Below are 17,215 nucleotides of genomic sequence, written 5' to 3' on the forward strand. Positions count from 1 at the left end.
ATGATGGATATAACACAATTCCCGCAACTCAATCCGCCACAGCGTTTGCTGATGGGACCGGGGCCGATCAACGCCGATCCCCGTGTGCTGCGCGCCATGTCGAGTCAGCTGTTGGGTCAGTACGATCCTGCGATGACCCACTACATGAACGAAGTGATGGCGCTCTATCGCGGCGTGTTCCGCACCGAAAACCGCTGGACGCTGCTGATCGATGGCACGTCACGTGCCGGTATCGAAGCGATTCTGCTGTCGTCTATTCGCCCTGGTGACAAAGTGCTGGTACCGGTGTTTGGCCGTTTCGGTCATCTGCTGTGCGAAATTGCTCGCCGCTGTCGTGCGGACGTGCACACCATTGAAGTGCCGTGGGGCGAAGTCTTTACCCCGGACCAGATTGAAGATGCGATCAAAAAAGTACGGCCGCGTCTGTTGCTGACGGTACAGGGCGACACCTCGACGACCATGCTGCAACCGCTTGAGCAGCTGGGCGCAATCTGCAAACAGTATAGCGTGCTGTTCTACACCGATGCGACCGCGTCGCTGGCGGGTAACGCGCTGGAAACGGACGCCTGGGGACTTGATGCGGTGTCGGCGGGGATGCAGAAATGCCTGGGCGGGCCATCGGGCACCTCGCCGGTCACCCTGAGCGCAGAGATGGAAGCGGTGATCCGCAAACGCAAATGCGTAGAGCAGGGGATCCGCACCGAGGCACATCAGGATGGCGAAGAGGAGATGATCTACTCCAACTATTTTGATCTCGGCATGATCATGGATTACTGGGGCCCGGAGCGGCTTAACCATCACACTGAAGCGACCAGTGCGCTGTTTGGCGCGCGCGAATGCGCTCGTCTGATCCTGCAGGAGGGGCTGGATAACGGCATCGCCCGTCACAAGCTGCACGGTGAAGCGATGCTGAAAGGCATTCAGGGGATGGGGCTGGAGACCTTCGGCGACCTGAAAAACAAAATGAACAACGTGCTGGGCGTGATGATCCCGTCCGGCGTGAATGGCGATCAGGTGCGCAAGCTGATGCTGGAAGATTTTGGCATTGAGATTGGCACCTCATTTGGTCCGCTGCATGGCAAGGTCTGGCGCATCGGCACCATGGGCTACAACGCGCGCAAAGATTGCGTGATGCAGACCCTGTCGGCGCTGGAAACGGTGCTGACCTACGTCGGCTATCGCACGCCGCAGGGTGCCGCCGCACAGGCCGCGTGGGATCACTACGGGAGCCACGCATGATGATGAGCGCCAGCGAAGCCCAGGTCGCGGCACAGCGCGTGATGGCGCGCTGCGATACGCTGGCCGCGATCAGCGAAACGGCTGAGGGACTGACCCGCGTCTACCTCTCGCCAGAACATCTGCGCGCTAACGCCTGCGTCGGTGAGTGGATGCAGGCGGCGGGAATGCAGGTGTGGCAGGATGAAGTTGGCAATATCTGTGGGCGCTACGAGGCGGCAGAAGCGGGTGCGCCTGCGCTGCTGCTCGGCTCGCATCTCGACACGGTACGCAACGCCGGGCGCTATGATGGGATGCTGGGCGTGCTCAGCGCCATTGAAACCGTGCAGTGGCTTAACGAACATCAGTGCCGTCTGCCGCTGGCGATTGAGGTGATTGGCTTCGGCGACGAAGAGGGCACCCGTTTTGGCATTACGCTGCTCGGCAGTCGCGGTATTACCGGCAGCTGGCCGCAGAGCTGGGTGACGCATCCTGACGGCAACGGCATCACCGTGGCCCAGGCGATGACCGATGTCGGGCTCGACAGCGACAGGATCGTATCTGCGGCGCGGCGGGTTGAGGACATCGTCGGATATCTTGAGCTGCACATTGAGCAGGGCCCCTGTCTGGAGCAGGAGGAGCTGGCGCTGGGCGTGGTCACGGCGATCAACGGTGCGCGCCGCCTCAACTGCCGTTTTACCGGCGAAGCGGGCCATGCGGGCACGGTGCCGATGACGCACCGCAAAGATGCGCTGGCCGCCGCTGCCGAGTGGATGGTGTTTATCGAGCAGACCACCCGTGAGCAGGACCCGCAGCTGGTCGCTACCGTCGGTACGATTAACTGTGCGCCGGGTGCGGTGAATGTCATCCCCGGCGAGGTGTCGCTGTCACTCGACGTACGTGGTCCGCTGGACACGCCGCTGGAGACGCTGCTCTCCAGCCTGTTAACCCAGGCAGAGGCGATTGCACTGCGCCGTGGACTTCAGTTTGAATCGAACGAATATTATCGCATCGGTGCCACCGCCTGTGACTCTGCGCTGCAACAGGCGCTGAGCCATGCGGTGGAAACGGTGCAGGGTCGCAGTCTGTCGCTGCCGAGCGGTGCCGGACACGACGCTATCGCCATCGCTGAACGCTGGCCGGTCGGCATGTTATTTGTGCGTAACCATCGCGGCATCAGTCACCATCCGGCGGAGTCGGTGGCGGTGGACGATGTGGCACCTGCGCTGCAGGCCTATTTACAGGCGGTCTCGCTGATTGCCGGACGGAGCTGAACATGGAATTAGCCACATTTAATCAGCTTTCCGCTGACGAAGCGCAGGCGGCCATCCGGCACTGTGTGGCGATCCCGCACTGGCAGCAGGCGCTGGTGGCGGCCCGGCCTTTTGCCAGCACCGATGCATTACTGGCTACTGCCGATACGCTGGCGCGTCAGTGGCAGCAGCCTGAACTGGAGGCCGCCCTGTCGGCACATCCGCGCATCGGTGAGCGCGTGAACGGCGCAGATAAGGAAGCCGCGTTGTCACGTGGCGAGCAGTCTGCAATGCAGCAGGCCGATCACGCGCTGCAACGGGCGATGCAAAAGGGAAATGACGCGTACGAAGCGCGCTTTGGCCGGGTGTTTCTGATACGCGCTAAAGGGCGCAGCGGCGAGCAGATGCTGGCAGAGTTGCAGCGTCGGTTGCAGAATGATGATATTGCCGAGCAGCAGGAGGCGCTGGATCAGCTGCGTGAAATTACCCTGTTACGCCTTAAGGAGATGATGCAATGAGTACCGTGACGACCCATATTCTTGACACGGCGCTGGGCAAACCGGCCAGCGCCGTGGCGATTTCACTGGAGCAGAACAGTCCGGAAGGGTGGTTTCCGATTTCACAGGGTGAAACGGACAGCGACGGACGTCTGAAAGATCTGACGCCCGAGCCGCTGACGCCGGGCCATTACCGTTTAACGGCGGAAATTGGCGACTATTTTGCCGCTGCCGGTCGGGATGCGCTCTACGTCAGCGCCCAGATCGATTTTGTCATTGCCGAGGCGGGCAGCCACTTCCATCTGCCGTTTCTGATTTCACCCTGGTCGTGGTCAACCTATCGCGGCAGCTAATCGTCGGTGGTTTACAGCGAAAAACGATCCGCATCCTGCCACGCCGGGAAACGCTCGCGGTAGGCCTTCAGCGCGTCCAGCGACAGCTCAGCATCCAGCCGGGCGCGCTGATGCGGCTCGGCCGCGCTGAGGATCTCGCCCTGCGGCGAAATAATCTGACTGTCGCCGCTGTAGTGATGCTGATTGCCGTCACTGCCAACACGATTACAGCCTGCCACATAAGCCTGATTTTCAATCGCCCGCGCTAACAGCAGCGCCTGCCAGTGCAGCGTACGTGGCGCTGGCCAGTTGGCAACATAGAGCGCCAGATCGTAATCGTTGCGGTTGCGCGAGAAAACCGGAAAGCGCAGGTCGTAACAGATTTGCGGCAGAATGCGCCAGCCGCGCCACTCAAACACCTGACGCTGTTCGCCGGGCAGATAGTGGTGATGTTCATCCGCCATGCGGAACAGGTGACGCTTGTCATACTGATGCAGCGTGCCGTCCGGCTCGACCAGCAGGAAGCGGTTAACCGCGCCATTGTCGGTCTGAATCGCCGCGCTGCCGCCGACCAGGGCATCGGTGCGGCGGGCATGCTGATGCAGCCATTCAACCACCTGCGCCTGTGGCAGCGAGCTTTTCGCTGCCTCCATCGCAAAGCCGGTAGTAAACATCTCCGGCAGCAGAATCAGGTCACGTCCGGTGAGTCCGGCCAGCTGCGCGTCAAAATGTCGCAGGTTGTCCTCGCCATCCATCCAGCTCAGCGTCTCCTGCAAAACGGTAATTTTTAAAGCTGACATAAGCGCTCCGCGGCGGCATCTAATGTCGCCGGCTGTTTGGCAAAACAGAGGCGGATCAGTTTATGAGGGAAAGCATCGGCGCAGAACACCGACAGCGGAATCGCGGCGACGCCCACTTCGCGGGTCAGCCACTGGCAGAAACTGACATCATCCAGATCGGAGATGGCGCTGTAATCGACCAGCAAAAAGTAGGTGCCTTCGCAGGGCAGTACCTTAAAGCGGCTGTTGCTCAGCGCCGTCGCCAGCCGATCGCGCCGGTCACGATAAAACGCCGGCAGCTCAAAATAGTGTTCCGGATGCTCACGCAGCATATCGGCAATTGCCAGCTGCGCAGGGGTATTCACCGAGAAGGTCAGGTACTGATGCACCTTGCGCAGTTCAGCGCTAATCGCCGCAGGAGCAATGCAGTAACCCACTTTCCAGCCGGTCATGTGGAACGTCTTGCCAAACGATGACACCGCAATGGCGCGCTGGCGCAGTTCAGGATGGGCCAGCACGCTGGCGTGGCCCGCCTCATCGAAACAGATGTGCTCATACACTTCGTCGCTCAGCACATAGATTGGGTGCTGAGCAATCGCCTGCCACAGCGCGGCGAAATCCTGCTGCTGCCAGACGGTAGCCGAAGGATTGTGCGGCGTATTCAGGATTACCAGCCGGGTCTTGTCACTCAGCAGCGCAGCAAATGCCTGCCAGTCCACCCGGAAGGCAGGCGGCTGCAGCGTAATGCGTTTCATCACGCCGCCCGACAGCTCCACCGCAGGGGCATAACTGTCGTAGCTGGGATCAAAGCAGATCACCTCATCGCCCGGCCGCACCAGCGCGGTAATCGCCGCATAGAGCGCTTCGGTCGCGCCCGCCGTCACCGTAATTTCCGTTTCCACATCCGGACGATAGTCATAAAGCCGCGCGGTTTTCTCTGCAATCGCCTCACGCAACGGCAGCGCACCGGTCATCGGCGCATACTGGTTCGCGCCCTGGCTGACGTGATACGCCAGGCGCTGCTGCAGATAGTCCGGGCCGCTGAAATCGGGAAAGCCCTGGGAGAGATTGATGGCGTTATGCTGCTGCGCCAGCGCACTCATCTGGCTGAAAATCGTGGTGCCGAGCAAAGGGAGTTTGCTCTCGGGGATCAGGTTGTGCTGCGTCATGGTGTCAGGCCTTAAGCGCGAAGATTGATGCGGTGTCACCCGGTGTTTGTGCCACTATAAACAGGATGGTAGTATTTGGCAATCAAGACGCTTAGACGGCTAAATGCGTCATGCTCCGCACCTCAGCTTCGTTAGCTTCGTTTGCTTACCCCGGTCACTGACAAGTGTCAGCTCCCGGGGATGCGCGCACTCGCTGCCTCGCTGAGATGCGGATCATTTAGCATTTACATGCTTCATGAGCCGCGCGTCGGCGGCGTTGGCTACGCGTACTTACCCGGAATCTCATTTCACCGCAAGGAACCATTATGTCGCAGAGTCTTCCGTTAGATCAGCTGGTCGCCGCCTGTCACTGGATTGGGGCAAAAGGCTGGGCACCTGCCACTGGCGGCAATATGTCCGTGCGCCGCGATGAACATGTCTGCCTGCTGAGTGAATCAGGCAAAGATAAAGGCACGCTGACGCGGGATGACTTTATCGAGGTCGACATTGCCACCAGCCAGTCGCTCTCTGGCCGTAAGCCGTCGGCTGAAACCGGGCTGCACACGATGATCTATCGCCTTTTTCCCGAGGCGGGTGCGGTGCTGCATACCCACACGGTGAATTCGACCGTGCTGTCGCGGGTGGAGCAGGGCGCGGCGCTGCTGCTGCACGGCTATGAGATGCAGAAATCGTTAAGTGGCCAGCACACCCATCTGGATACGCTGGCGATTCCCGTATTCGACAACAGCCAGGACATTGCGGCGCTGGCGTCAGAAATTGAAGATTACGCCGCCCGCTTTCCGCTGCGTTACGGCTTCCTGCTGCGCGGCCACGGCTTAACCTGCTGGGGCCGGGATGTCAGCGAAGCCCGCCGTCATCTGGAAGGTCTGGAATTTTTATTCGAATGTGAACGTCAACGTCGCCTGCTGGAGAAAGCATGATTCGCGCCATTGTTACTGATATCGAAGGCACCACCAGCGATATTCGCTTTGTACATAACATCCTGTTTCCCTATGCCCGCCAGCACCTGCCGGACTTCGTGCGTGACAATGCGCAACAGCCTGAGGTGGCGGCGGCGCTGCAGTCGGTGCGTGAAGAGGCCGGTCAGCTGCAGGCCGATCTGGACGGGGTGACGGACATTCTGCTGGGCTTTATGGACCAGGATCGCAAATCCACCGGCCTGAAAGCGCTGCAGGGGATGATCTGGCGCGACGGCTACGTGAACGGCAGTTTTACCGGTCATCTCTATCCCGACGTCCTCCCAGCACTCACCCGCTGGAAGGCACAGGGTATTGAAATTTATGTATATTCCTCCGGATCGGTTGCGGCGCAGAAATTGTTATTTGGCTACAGCGACGAAGGTGATATTACTGGCCTGTTCAGCGGCTATTTTGACACCCGCGTCGGCGCCAAGCGTGAAGTCACGGCTTATCGCGCTATCGCCGCTGAAATTGGTCAGCCAGCGGCGCAGCTGCTGTTTCTCTCCGATATTCATCAGGAGCTGGATGCCGCCGCGGAGGCGGGCTGGCAGACGTTGCAATTACTGCGTGGCGAGGCGGATGACGAGAGCCGCCATCGTCAGGTGACGGATTTTTCCCAGATTAACCCGGAGTCGATTTAGGATGAGCGCACTGACTATTTTTACCGACCGCGAAGCCAGCCAGCCGGTGTGGCACAGCACCGACGCAGAAGCGATTCGTGACCGTCTGAATGCTAAAGGCGTCCGTTTTGAACGCTGGGAAGCCGATCGCGATTTGGGTGAAAACCCGGATGCCGAAACGGTGATCAACGCCTATCAGCATGCGATCGATCGGCTGGTGGCGGAGAAGGGCTATCAGAGCTGGGACGTGATCAGCATGCGTGCCGACAATCCGCAGAAAACCGTGCTGCGCGAGAAGTTTCTCAATGAGCATACGCACGGTGAAGATGAGGTGCGTTTCTTTGTCGAGGGGGCCGGGCTGTTCTGCCTGCATCTGGATGGCGAGATCCTGCAGATCCTGTGCGAGAAAAACGATCTGATCTCGGTGCCTGCGGGCACGCCGCACTGGTTTGATATGGGATCGTCACCGCACTTCACGGCGATCCGGATTTTCGATAATCAGGAAGGCTGGGTGGCGAACTTTACCGGCGACAAGATCGCGGATGCCTATCCGCGTCTGGCGTAATCTGTCAGCCTGCACGGTGAGGCGTCTGCCATCAGCGGCAAACGCCTTGCAGCGCGTTACTGCGGCTGGAAGATGCCGTTCTGTACCTGGTCAGGCGTGACCACGCCAGTATCCAGTACCCAGCCGCTGATCAGGGCGGCAGGCGTGACATCGAACGCCGGGTTGTAAACCTTCGCCGCTTCCGGTGCCCACTGTACGCTGCCAAAACTGCCGGCCACGCCCGTCACTTCGCTGGCGGCGCGCTGCTCGATGGGAATCGCTGCGCCGTCAGGACAGCTGCGATCCAGCGTGGTATGGGGAGCCGCCACGAAAAATGGAATCTGATGATAATGCGCCAGTACCGCCAGGCTGTAGGTGCCAATCTTATTGGCGACATCGCCGTTGGCGGCAATGCGGTCAGCGCCAACCCACACCGCATCCACCTCGCCACGGGCCATCAGGCTGGCGGCCATGGAATCGGTGATCAGCGTGTAAGGAACCGCCAGTTCGCCCAGCTCCCAGGCGGTCAACCGGCCACCCTGTAGCAGCGGGCGGGTTTCATCCACCCAGACATTCTTAGCCAGTCCCTGCTGATGGGCGCGGGCAATAACGCCCAGCGCGGTGCCCACGCCAGCAGTGGCCAGCCCGCCGGTATTGCAGTGGGTCAGCAGCTGGCTGTTGGGTTTTACGAGTGTGCAACCTGCGTCAGCGATCGCATCACACAGCTGCTTATCCTCCTGCACGAGCCGCCAGGCTTCTTCAACCAGCGCGGAGGCAAAGTCCGGCTGAGTCAGCGCCACTTTCATCCGGTCAAGATTGTTCATCAGGTTGACGGCAGTAGGGCGGGCGGCGCGCAGCGTCTCCAGCGCCTGTGCCAGTTCAGCGCGCGTCAGTCCCTGTTCTGCCAGCAGCGCCAGCAACAGCGAAGCGGAGAGACCAATCAGCGGCGCACCGCGCACCCGCAGCGCATGAATATGTTCAACCAGCTGAGGCACGCTGTGCGCAGGCAGCCAGTTTTTCTGCTGCGGCAGCGCCTGCTGATCCAGAATCCAGAGCTGATTGTCACGAACCTGTAAACTGGTGGTTTGAAGTGTCTGCATTGTGGGTGAAATCCATGTTGCGTTAATGATGCGTATTGTGCCAACATGCTGGACGGATGTATAGACGTCTGAACGGCTTATTACACCAGGTTATCCCCCTTCGAACGATAAGGAACAGGCAATGTCGCAATACCGTACCTTTACTGCTGCTGATGCTGTGGACTATGCCCGACAATTTGGCGGCGTGGACAATCCTGCCGCGCTGAGCAGCGCAGAAGAGATTGGTGATGGCAACCTCAACCTGGTGTTTAAGATTTATGACGATCAGGGCAACAGTCGCGTCATCGTCAAGCAGGCACTGCCCTATGTGCGCTGCGTGGGGGAGTCCTGGCCGCTGACGCTGGATCGGGCGCGGCTGGAAGCGCAGACCCTGGTCGAGCACTACAAGTATTGTCCGCAGCACACGGTGAAGATCACCCATTATGATGCGGAGCTGGCAGTGATGGTGATGGAAGATCTTTCCAGCCATCGCATCTGGCGCGGCGAGCTGGTGAAGGGCGTGTATTATCCGGAAGCGGCGCAGCAGCTAGGCGACTATCTGGCGCAGACTCTGTTCCATACCTCCGATTTCATCCTGCATCCACATCAGAAAAAAGCGGAAGTGGCGCGTTTTATTAATCCGGAAATGTGTGAAATCACCGAAGATCTTTTCTTCAACGATCCCTACACCAACCATGAGCGCAACAGCTATCCCGCGGCGCTTGAGCCGCTGGTCGCCAGCCTGCGTGATGATGATGCGTTACGCATTGCGGTGGGCGGCCTTAAACATCGCTTCTTTGCCCACGCTGAAGCGCTGCTGCATGGCGATATTCATAGCGGCTCAATTTTTGTTGCGGACGGCAGCCTGAAAGCGATTGATGCGGAATTTGGCTATTTTGGCCCTATCGGATTTGATATTGGCACTGCTATCGGCAATCTGCTGATTAACTACTGTGGTCTGCCGGGGCTGCTGCCTCCGCGTGAGGCTGCCGATGCACGTGAACAGCGTCTCAGCGATGTTCACACCCTCTGGACGACCTTTGCGTCAGGCTTCCTGGCGCTGGCAGCTGAGAAAACCCGCGATGAGGCGATGGCTTATCCAGGCTATGCGGCGGCGTTTCTGCGTAAAGTGTGGGCCGATACCATCGGTTACTGCGGCACAGAGCTGATTCGCCGCACGGTGGGGATGTCACATGTAGCGGATATGAAGCTGATTGCCGATCCGGCGATGCGTATCGACTGCATCCGTAATGCGATTAACCTGGGACGCACGCTGATTCTGGCCGCCGATCACGTAGAAGATGTGGATGCGCTGATTGCCCGTATCCGTCAGGCGGGATAAAAAAGGCCGACGTGATGTCGGCCTCTAAAAACAGTACTGGCTCAGGGAGCATACGCCCTCCGTAAAGGCGCCAAAGACGCCATCCCTGGCTGGCTCAGCGCGGGCCATCCCTGGCCCGCTATGCTTTACTCCGGGCGTATGCTCCCATCGCTTTAAATTCAGTACCCGATGCCGACATCACATCGGCACTGAATCCTATGCCGCCTCACTCGCCCGTGACGCAGGCTGAGGGGCTTTCTCCGGCACCGGGACTGCCAGTGCCTCCGGCTCAAACTCATCAACGTTAATCGACCGCAGACGACTGGCTTCAGCACGCTGCAACACATCCGCCTCTTTAGCATCAATCCAGCCCTGCTCCAGCGCGCGCTTCGCCAGCGCGTCCAGCCGGGTAAAGGAGAGATGCTGCTTCGTCTGTTTGCACAGCCTGTCGTGGATCACTTCTGCCGCCATTACATCCTGCAGAGCCTGTTCCAGCTGACCGGCAGGGTTGTGCTCGCTCGGCGTCAGGTACATGCCACGTCCCAGACGGCTACGGGTAGCTGACGGCTGTTGCAGCATTTTTGCCAGTTGATGATCCAGGCGATCAGATGGCGCAGGACAGTGATGACCGCCAGCAAAAATGGTCATCCGCAATGCGCCCGCCACCAGACGGTTGGGGAAGTTACGCAGCAGATCGTCGATAGCCACTTCCGCCTGATGCAGCGCATCCTGCACGCCCCAGTGAACCAGCGGCAGATCGGCTTCGTTACGGCCTTCATCGTCATAGCGTTTCAGCGTCGCGGAAGCGAGATAGAGCTGGCTCAGCACATCGCCCAGACGCGCCGAGATACGCTCGCGACGTTTCAGGCTGCCGCCCAGTACCGCCATCGACACATCAGAGAGCAACGCCAGATTGGCACTGATGCGGTTCAGGTGCTGGTAATAACGGCGGGTGCCATCGCGGGTCGGGCTGGCGCTGGTACGTCCGGCGGTTAAGCCCAGCCACAGACTGCGCAGGGTGCTGCTGCCCACATAACCGATATGGCTGAACAGCGCGTGATCAAACGCGTTCACATCGTTGCTGGCGGCGGCTGCCATCTCCTGCAGCACATAAGGATGGCAGCGAATCGCGCCCTGTCCGAAGATAATCATGCTGCGGGTCAGAATGTTAGCGCCTTCCACCGTGATAGCGATCGGTGCGCCCTGATAGGCACGGGCCAGGAAGTTGCTGTTGCCGAGCATGATGCCTTTACCGCCCGCAATATCCATGGCGTCGATAATGGCGCGCTGGCCGCGATGGGTGCAGTGATATTTCACAATCGCCGACAGCACCGCCGGTTTTTCACCCTGCATAATCCCGGCGGTAATCAGCGTCGCTGCCGCATCCATCACGTAAGCGTTACCGGCGATGCGTGCCAGCGGCTCTTCAATCCCTTCCATCTTACCGATTGAAACCCGGAACTGACGGCGGATATGGGCATAGGCCCCTGTCGCCAGCGCCACACTTTTCAGGCTGCCGGTTGAGTTCGAGGGCAGCGTAATGCCGCGGCCCACTGACAGACACTCCACCAGCATCCGCCAGCCCTGTCCGGCCATTTCCGGCCCGCCGATAATATAGTCAATCGGTACAAAGATATTATTGCCGCGCGTTGGGCCGTTCTGGAATGGTACGTTAAGCGGGAAGTGGCGATGGCCAATTTCCACGCCGGGGGTATTCGTTGGGATCAGCGCACAGGTAATGCCCGGATTCTCGTTGTCGCTGAGCAGATGCTCCGGGTCAGAGAGTTTAAACGCCAGGCCCAGCACGGTGGCGATCGGTGCCAGCGTGATGTAGCGCTTGTTCCAGGTCAGGCGCATGCCCAGCACCTGCTGACCCTTCCATTCACCCATGCAGACGACGCCGGTATCGGGGATTGCGCCGGCATCTGAACCCGCTTCCGGGCTGGTCAGCGCAAAGCAGGGGATCTCATCGCCGCGTGCCAGCCGCGGTAAATAGTGATTTTTCTGCTCTTCGGTGCCGTAATGCTGCAGCAGTTCGCCCGGACCCAGTGAGTTAGGCACGCCTACGGTAATCGCCAGAATCCCGGAGACGCCAGACAGTTTCTGCAACACACAGGCCTGCGCATAGGCGGAGAAATCGAGTCCGCCATACTCTTTTTTGATGATCATCGCGAAGAAACGATGCTCTTTCAGATAGGCCCAGAGTTCCGGCGGCATATCGGCCAGCTCATGGGTGATCTGGAAATCGTTAGCCATGCGGCATGCTTCTTCAACCGGGCCATCAAGAAAAGCCTGCTCTTCGGCGGTGAGGCGCGGCTGCGGATAGTTGTGCAGCTTCTGCCAGTCCGGTTTGCCCTGGAACAGATCGCCTTCCCACCAGGTGGTGCCCGCATCAATCGCCTCTTTCTCGGTGCGCGACATCGGCGGCATCACCTTCTGGAAGCGCTGAAAGATCGGTTTTGAAAACAGGCTGCGGCGCAGTGACGGCAGGTTAAATGGCAGCAGGACGATCGCCAGCGGCAGCAGCAGCCACGGCGTCCAGAGGTGAGCAACAGCCATCGCCGCAGTCCACAGCAACAGGATTGCGCTGCTGAGCCGTAACGACAGGCGGTGATAGAACAGAGCGCCAATCAGCGCCAGCGTGGCAAATATTGAAACAATTATCATGATGAACCGCTCCAGGAAGTAAGAGGTCTGACCTGTTGTGTAGAGAGGTTTAGAGTAGTTGGCGGGATTTATCAATTTGTTTACATCGCAATTACAACCTGCCTCACAAAAACCGTTTTTAGCCCATTTTTGCATCAACTGTGGCAATGTTAATCGCCGCCACTGCCTGGCCGGACATGGCATGACGCTTTGCGCTGACCGGCCATTCCGTTAAACTTGCTGCGATTAACCTCTCCTAAAAAAGGACATCCCTATGTACCAGGACATCATCCGCTCTGAGCTTAATGAAGCTGCTGATACGCTGACAAAATTCCTCAGCGATGACGCCAATATTCATGCGATCCAACGTGCTGCGGTGCTGCTGGCTGACAGCTTCAAGGCGGGCGGCAAGGTGCTTTCCTGCGGTAACGGCGGTTCACATTGTGATGCCATGCACTTCGCCGAAGAGCTGACCGGTCGCTACCGTGAAAATCGTCCTGGCTATCCGGCGATTGCCATCTCAGATGTCAGCCATCTCTCCTGCGTCAGTAATGACTTTGGTTATGACTATGTCTTTTCGCGCTATGTGGAAGCGGTAGGACGACCAGGCGATGTGTTGCTGGGCCTCTCAACCTCCGGGAACTCTGCCAATATTATTAAAGCGATTGAAGCTGCACGTGCGCAGGGGATGAAAGTGATCACCCTGACCGGTAAAGATGGCGGTAAGATGGCAGGCAGTGCCGATATTGAAATCCGCGTGCCACACTTTGGTTATGCCGATCGCATTCAGGAGATCCACATTAAAGTGATCCATATCCTGATGCTGCTGATCGAAAAAGAGATGGTGAAGTAACAGCGTGGGCCTCCCGCCTGACGGGAGGCCTCAAAATCAGAGGTGGTGGCTATGTGCGAATTGCTCGGGATGAGCGCCAATGTTCCCACGGATATCTGTTTCAGCTTTACCGGACTGGTTCAGCGTGGCGGTGGAACCGGGCCTCACAAAGATGGCTGGGGCATTACCTTTTACGAAGATAAAGGTTGTCGTACGTTTAAAGATCCGCTGCCGAGCTTTAACTCGCCGATTGCGCGTCTGGTGCAGGAGTATCCGATCAAATCGCATTCGGTGGTGGCGCACATCCGCCAGGCGAATCGCGGACAGGTGTCGCTGGAAAACACCCATCCGTTTACCCGCGAGCTGTGGGGGCGAAACTGGACCTATGCGCACAACGGTCAGCTTAAGGGCTATCGTCAGCTGGAGACCGGTACATTCCGGCCGGTGGGTGAAACGGACAGTGAGAAGGCGTTCTGCTGGATCCTGCATCAGCTGGCGACGCGCTATCCACGCACGCCGGGCAACTGGCCTGCGGTGTTTCGTTTTATCGGAGAGCTGGCCGGTTCGTTGCGGCAGAAGGGCGTGTTTAACATGCTGCTGTCAGATGGCCGCTATCTGATGGCCTTCTGCTCCACCAACCTGTTCTGGATCACCCGCCGGGCACCGTTTGGCCGGGCGCAATTACTGGATCAGGATGTGGAGGTTGATTTTCAGCAGCACACCACGCCGCATGACGTGGTGACGGTGATTGCTACGCAGCCACTGACGGCCAATGAAACCTGGCAGCGGATTGCGCCAGGTGAATGGGCGTTATTCTGCCTTGGAGAGCGCCAGGAATGAACGTGAAGCGGCTTCGGGACTGGCTAACACCGGTGCCGGGCTGCTGTTCATCACATATTTCCCGCTGGTAACATTGACCATCGGCGGCTGGTGATATTTCGCAAAGTACGCATAGCCCGGCTGCAACTGCTGCCAGAAACTGGCGTCGCTGGAGTAGCGGTGACGCTGCATGTTGCTGTCGGTCATGCGGAACGGATAGATGCTGATGCCAACATCCTGCTGACCGTTACGCAGCGCCGCGTTCACATAGGTAAAAATCTCATCCATATAGGCGTTCGTCATGGCATAGCAGCCAATTGACTTACAGTCGCCATGAATCATCAGGTAGTTGCCGCTATACCCCTGATTACGATCGTACTGATTTGGGAAGCCGATGTTGATCGCGCGATAAAAGCGGCTATCCGGCTTCAGTTGATTCAGCTTCACGTTGTAAAAACCTTCCGGGCTTTTGAAATCGCCTTCACGACGTTTCGGGCCGAGGCCGCCAGAAAAGTTACAGATGCGATAGGTATCCAGCAGGCGGAATTCGTTACCGATTTTGCCGTAGAGTTCGAGCGTGCGTTCTTCCTTGAAGATCTGGATATAGACCGGGGTGCCGAGTAACTGCTTTTTTAATTCTTTGCTGACCGGTGCCGCTGAGACGGGTTCGGGTGTCATTGCCATGCTGAGGGCTGGCAGTAAAATCATCGCAAACAGGAGTGCGATTTTGCCCATGCTGTGTATACCTTGAGGTGAAGAGAACGTGACGCAAATTGTGCGTCTTTGTTTGCATTATCGGAACTGTCCGCTACCGCAGCGCAACATTAAACATTGTCTGTTTTTTTAGCAAGACGCCGACAGCCAGATTCGCGATTTACTGAAAGATATTCGGCCACAAATTTGTAAACTTTAATTGTGGGCCCGACAAATATTGCAGTTACCCCTGCCAACTGTATACTTATCCAGTGCCGGAGGGGTATGCGTAAAATCATTCATGTCGATATGGACTGCTTCTATGCCGCGGTGGAGATGCGTGATAATCCCCAGCTGCGCGATATCCCGATCGCCATTGGCGGCAGTCGCGAACGCCGTGGCGTGATCAGCACTGCCAACTATCCGGCCCGCAAATTTGGCGTGCGCAGTGCGATGCCAACCGGCATGGCCCTCAAGTTATGCCCGCATCTGCGCCTGCTGCCAGGCCGTTTCGACGCCTACAAAGAAGCCTCCGCACAGATTCGCGACATTTTTACCCGCTACACACCGCTGATTGAACCGCTCTCACTCGATGAAGCCTATCTGGATGTCACCGACAGTCCGCACTGTCACGGCTCCGCCACGCTGATGGCGCAGGAAATCCGTGCGACCATCTTCCGTGAAACCGGGCTTACCGCGTCAGCGGGTATCGCGCCAATTAAGTTTCTGGCGAAGATCGCCTCGGACCTGAATAAGCCGGACGGACAGTATGTAATTACCCCGCCGGAGATGGCCGGTTTTCTGCTGTCCCTGCCGCTGGCGAAAATTCCCGGTGTCGGCAAGGTCTCGGCCAAAAAGCTGGAGGAGATGGGGCTGGTCACCTGTGGCGACGTACAGAAGGCTGATTTAGCGCTGCTGCTGAAGCGCTTTGGTAAGTTTGGCCGGGTGCTGTGGGAACGCAGCAACGGCATTGATGATCGTGAGGTGATCGTCGAGCGCGAGCGTAAATCACTGGGGGTGGAACGCACGCTGGCGGAAGATATCAGCGACTGGGACGCCTGCCTGGAGATTATCGACTTTCTCTATGCTGAACTGGATCGCCGGCTGACGCAGATTCGACCGGACAAGCAGGTGGCGCGGCAGGGCGTGAAACTGAAGTTCAGCGATTTTCAGCAGACGACCCAGGAGCATATCTGGCCGGTGCTGAATAAAGAGGACATGATTGCCATCGCCCGGAAAACCTGGGATGAGCGTCGCGCCGGGCGTGGCGTGCGGCTGGTGGGACTGCATGTCACCATGGTGGATCCCCAGCTGGAGCGTCAGCTGCTGCTGGGTCTGTAACGGTCAGCCTCACCAGCCGGCAAGGCTGACGCCGGATTACTTCTTGTATTTCGCCTCAAGGGTCGCAAACCACGGTGCGATGAAATCTTCATTGCCGCCCCAGCCCGGAATAATCTTGTTCAGCGAGGCAACGTTCACCGCGCCAGGCTGACTGTTGAGCTGCTGCTGGGAGATCGACGCGGCTTTAAACTGATACGTCGCTGGCGTCTCTTCACCGGCAATTTTCTTCGCTACCAGACGCATATTCACCGCGCCGATGGTTTTAGGATCGACCGCCACCGTCTGCACCCATGGGCTGTTTTTCTCGCGCATCAGCTGCAAATCCTGGTTCGAGACGTCGATGCTGTAGAGCTTGATCTCGGTTCGGCCATTCTCCTGTAGCGCTTTGTAAGCACCCTGACTGAAGGCATCCCAGGCGCCCCAGATGGCATCGATTTTGCCTTTCGGGTATTTCGCCAGAATCGCGCCAATCTTGTTGGCGGTGTCGCCCTGAACGTCTGTTGACACTGCGCCAATCGACTCCAGCTGATGAATGCCCGGGTTCTCTTTCAGCAGTTTTTCATACACGACCTGACGGCGCTCCATCGGCGGGAAACCGGCGACCCACAGCTTGACGATGTTCGCTTTGCCGTTGAAATCGTGGATAAGCTGACCCAGCGACAGCTGCGCCAGCGAAGCATCATCCTGCGCAGTGACGGTGACGCCATGAATCGGGTTATCCACCGGGGTATCAAACACGGACAGCTTAATACCGGCATCGGCAATACGCTTCACCAGTCCGCTGGCGTAGGGTGCTTTGCCGTGCGACAGCACGATGCCGTCATATTTCTGGCTGATCGCCTGATTCACGAAATCCTGGAAGCGCGCATCATCGCCGTTGCTGAGAAAGGTGCTGACCTTAAAGCCCAGCTGGCGACCCTGCTGTATGGCACCGGCAACAAACTGGGTGGTGTTGTCATCGGAGCCGAGGTTGCGGATCACCGCAATACGAATCGGGCCATCATGGCTGGCGATTGCCGCAGGCACCGGGGTGACGGTGTCCGCGAAGGCGGCGCTGGCGTTCAGCAGGCTCATGGCCAGCAGCGAGAGTGTTATTTTTTGCATTGTTATCAACTC

17 protein-coding genes are annotated in these 17,215 nt (G+C 58.4%); 11 read left to right on the forward strand and 6 right to left on the reverse strand.

Going from position 1 to position 17,215, the window contains the following annotated elements; all coding sequences use genetic code 11:
- The first annotated feature begins 3 nt into the window (after nucleotides 1-3).
- The 4 genes from BY447_RS14620 to uraH are packed head-to-tail and all read left to right on the forward strand — an operon-like array spanning nucleotide 4 to nucleotide 3,318.
- The gene (locus BY447_RS14620; RefSeq protein WP_107319358.1) at nucleotides 4-1,239 is read left to right on the forward strand and encodes a pyridoxal-phosphate-dependent aminotransferase family protein; all 1,236 of its coding nucleotides are present in this window, start codon (nucleotides 4-6) and stop codon (nucleotides 1,237-1,239) included.
- Complete coding sequence (gene hpxK / locus BY447_RS14625) at nucleotides 1,236-2,489, forward strand: allantoate amidohydrolase (RefSeq protein ID WP_095707650.1); 1,254 nt, start codon at nucleotides 1,236-1,238, stop codon at nucleotides 2,487-2,489. Before BY447_RS14620 ends, hpxK begins: the two co-directional genes overlap by 4 nt.
- Before the next feature lie 2 nt (nucleotides 2,490-2,491).
- On the forward strand, nucleotides 2,492-2,986 hold the full coding sequence (uraD, locus tag BY447_RS14630) for a 2-oxo-4-hydroxy-4-carboxy-5-ureidoimidazoline decarboxylase (protein ID WP_110331411.1): 495 nt from the start codon (nucleotides 2,492-2,494) through the stop codon (nucleotides 2,984-2,986).
- A complete protein-coding gene (uraH, locus tag BY447_RS14635) occupies nucleotides 2,983-3,318 on the forward strand; it encodes a hydroxyisourate hydrolase (RefSeq protein ID WP_013356887.1) in 336 nt (111 codons plus the stop codon). The genes uraD and uraH overlap by 4 nt, the downstream gene beginning before the upstream one ends.
- 11 nt (nucleotides 3,319-3,329) lie before the next feature.
- On the opposite strand, the gene BY447_RS14640 is transcribed toward uraH, so the two are convergent.
- Nucleotides 3,330-4,097 (reverse strand): amidohydrolase, encoded by a 768-nt coding sequence (locus BY447_RS14640; RefSeq protein ID WP_110331412.1) that lies wholly within the window; start codon nucleotides 4,095-4,097, stop codon nucleotides 3,330-3,332.
- A complete protein-coding gene (locus BY447_RS14645; RefSeq protein WP_107319359.1) occupies nucleotides 4,085-5,245 on the reverse strand; it encodes a pyridoxal phosphate-dependent aminotransferase in 1,161 nt (386 codons plus the stop codon). The genes BY447_RS14640 and BY447_RS14645 overlap by 13 nt, the downstream gene beginning before the upstream one ends.
- Nucleotides 5,246-5,550: 305 nt before the next feature.
- Between BY447_RS14645 and BY447_RS14650 the strand changes: the two genes are divergently transcribed.
- Genes BY447_RS14650 through BY447_RS14660 form a run of 3 tightly spaced genes read left to right on the forward strand, consistent with a single transcriptional unit; the run spans nucleotide 5,551 to nucleotide 7,389 of the window.
- Nucleotides 5,551-6,165, forward strand: coding sequence for a methylthioribulose 1-phosphate dehydratase (locus tag BY447_RS14650; protein WP_013356890.1), 615 nt, complete (start codon nucleotides 5,551-5,553; stop codon nucleotides 6,163-6,165).
- Complete coding sequence (mtnC, locus tag BY447_RS14655; protein WP_110331413.1) at nucleotides 6,162-6,845, forward strand: acireductone synthase; 684 nt, start codon at nucleotides 6,162-6,164, stop codon at nucleotides 6,843-6,845. The genes BY447_RS14650 and mtnC overlap by 4 nt, the downstream gene beginning before the upstream one ends.
- A 1-nt stretch (nucleotide 6,846) precedes the next feature.
- Complete coding sequence (locus BY447_RS14660; protein ID WP_061061694.1) at nucleotides 6,847-7,389, forward strand: 1,2-dihydroxy-3-keto-5-methylthiopentene dioxygenase; 543 nt, start codon at nucleotides 6,847-6,849, stop codon at nucleotides 7,387-7,389.
- A 56-nt stretch (nucleotides 7,390-7,445) separates the two neighbouring features.
- Here the strand turns inward: BY447_RS14660 and mtnA are convergent, their stop codons facing one another.
- Nucleotides 7,446-8,468 carry an S-methyl-5-thioribose-1-phosphate isomerase gene (mtnA, locus tag BY447_RS14665; RefSeq protein WP_110331414.1) on the reverse strand — a complete coding sequence of 341 codons (1,023 nt, stop codon included), beginning with the start codon at nucleotides 8,466-8,468 and terminating at the stop codon, nucleotides 7,446-7,448.
- A gap of 121 nt (nucleotides 8,469-8,589) precedes the next feature.
- Here mtnA and mtnK point away from each other — a divergent pair, with 121 nt between their 5' ends.
- Nucleotides 8,590-9,789, forward strand: coding sequence for an S-methyl-5-thioribose kinase (mtnK, locus tag BY447_RS14670; RefSeq protein ID WP_110331415.1), 1,200 nt, complete (start codon nucleotides 8,590-8,592; stop codon nucleotides 9,787-9,789).
- Nucleotides 9,790-9,984: 195 nt separating this feature from the next.
- On the opposite strand, the gene fadE is transcribed toward mtnK, so the two are convergent.
- On the reverse strand, nucleotides 9,985-12,435 hold the full coding sequence (gene fadE, locus BY447_RS14675; RefSeq protein WP_013356895.1) for an acyl-CoA dehydrogenase FadE: 2,451 nt from the start codon (nucleotides 12,433-12,435) through the stop codon (nucleotides 9,985-9,987).
- Nucleotides 12,436-12,688: 253 nt separating this feature from the next.
- Here fadE and lpcA point away from each other — a divergent pair, with 253 nt between their 5' ends.
- Together lpcA and BY447_RS14685 are read left to right on the forward strand one after the other, a co-directional pair.
- Entirely contained in the window at nucleotides 12,689-13,267 is a 579-nt protein-coding gene (lpcA, locus tag BY447_RS14680; protein WP_013356896.1) for a D-sedoheptulose 7-phosphate isomerase, read from the forward strand.
- Nucleotides 13,268-13,318: 51 nt separating this feature from the next.
- Nucleotides 13,319-14,086, forward strand: a complete 768-nt coding sequence (locus BY447_RS14685; RefSeq protein WP_013356897.1) for a class II glutamine amidotransferase — start codon at nucleotides 13,319-13,321, stop codon at nucleotides 14,084-14,086.
- On the opposite strand, the gene dpaA is transcribed toward BY447_RS14685, so the two are convergent.
- Nucleotides 14,057-14,800, reverse strand: coding sequence for a peptidoglycan meso-diaminopimelic acid protein amidase (gene dpaA, locus BY447_RS14690; protein WP_033781979.1), 744 nt, complete (start codon nucleotides 14,798-14,800; stop codon nucleotides 14,057-14,059). The two genes, BY447_RS14685 and dpaA, sit on opposite strands and share 30 nt — an antisense overlap.
- 243 nt (nucleotides 14,801-15,043) lie before the next feature.
- On the opposite strand from dpaA, the gene dinB reads away from it, so the two are divergent.
- Nucleotides 15,044-16,099, forward strand: coding sequence for a DNA polymerase IV (gene dinB / locus BY447_RS14695; protein WP_107319364.1), 1,056 nt, complete (start codon nucleotides 15,044-15,046; stop codon nucleotides 16,097-16,099).
- Between the two features lie 36 nt (nucleotides 16,100-16,135).
- On the opposite strand, the gene BY447_RS14700 is transcribed toward dinB, so the two are convergent.
- Nucleotides 16,136-17,203 (reverse strand): sugar ABC transporter substrate-binding protein, encoded by a 1,068-nt coding sequence (locus BY447_RS14700; protein WP_110331416.1) that lies wholly within the window; start codon nucleotides 17,201-17,203, stop codon nucleotides 16,136-16,138.
- Between the last annotated feature and the right edge of the window lie 12 nt (nucleotides 17,204-17,215).

This window comes from Pantoea sp. JKS000250, from assembly GCF_003201065.1.
In the GTDB taxonomy this organism is placed as follows: Bacteria; Pseudomonadota; Gammaproteobacteria; order Enterobacterales; family Enterobacteriaceae; genus Pantoea; species Pantoea vagans.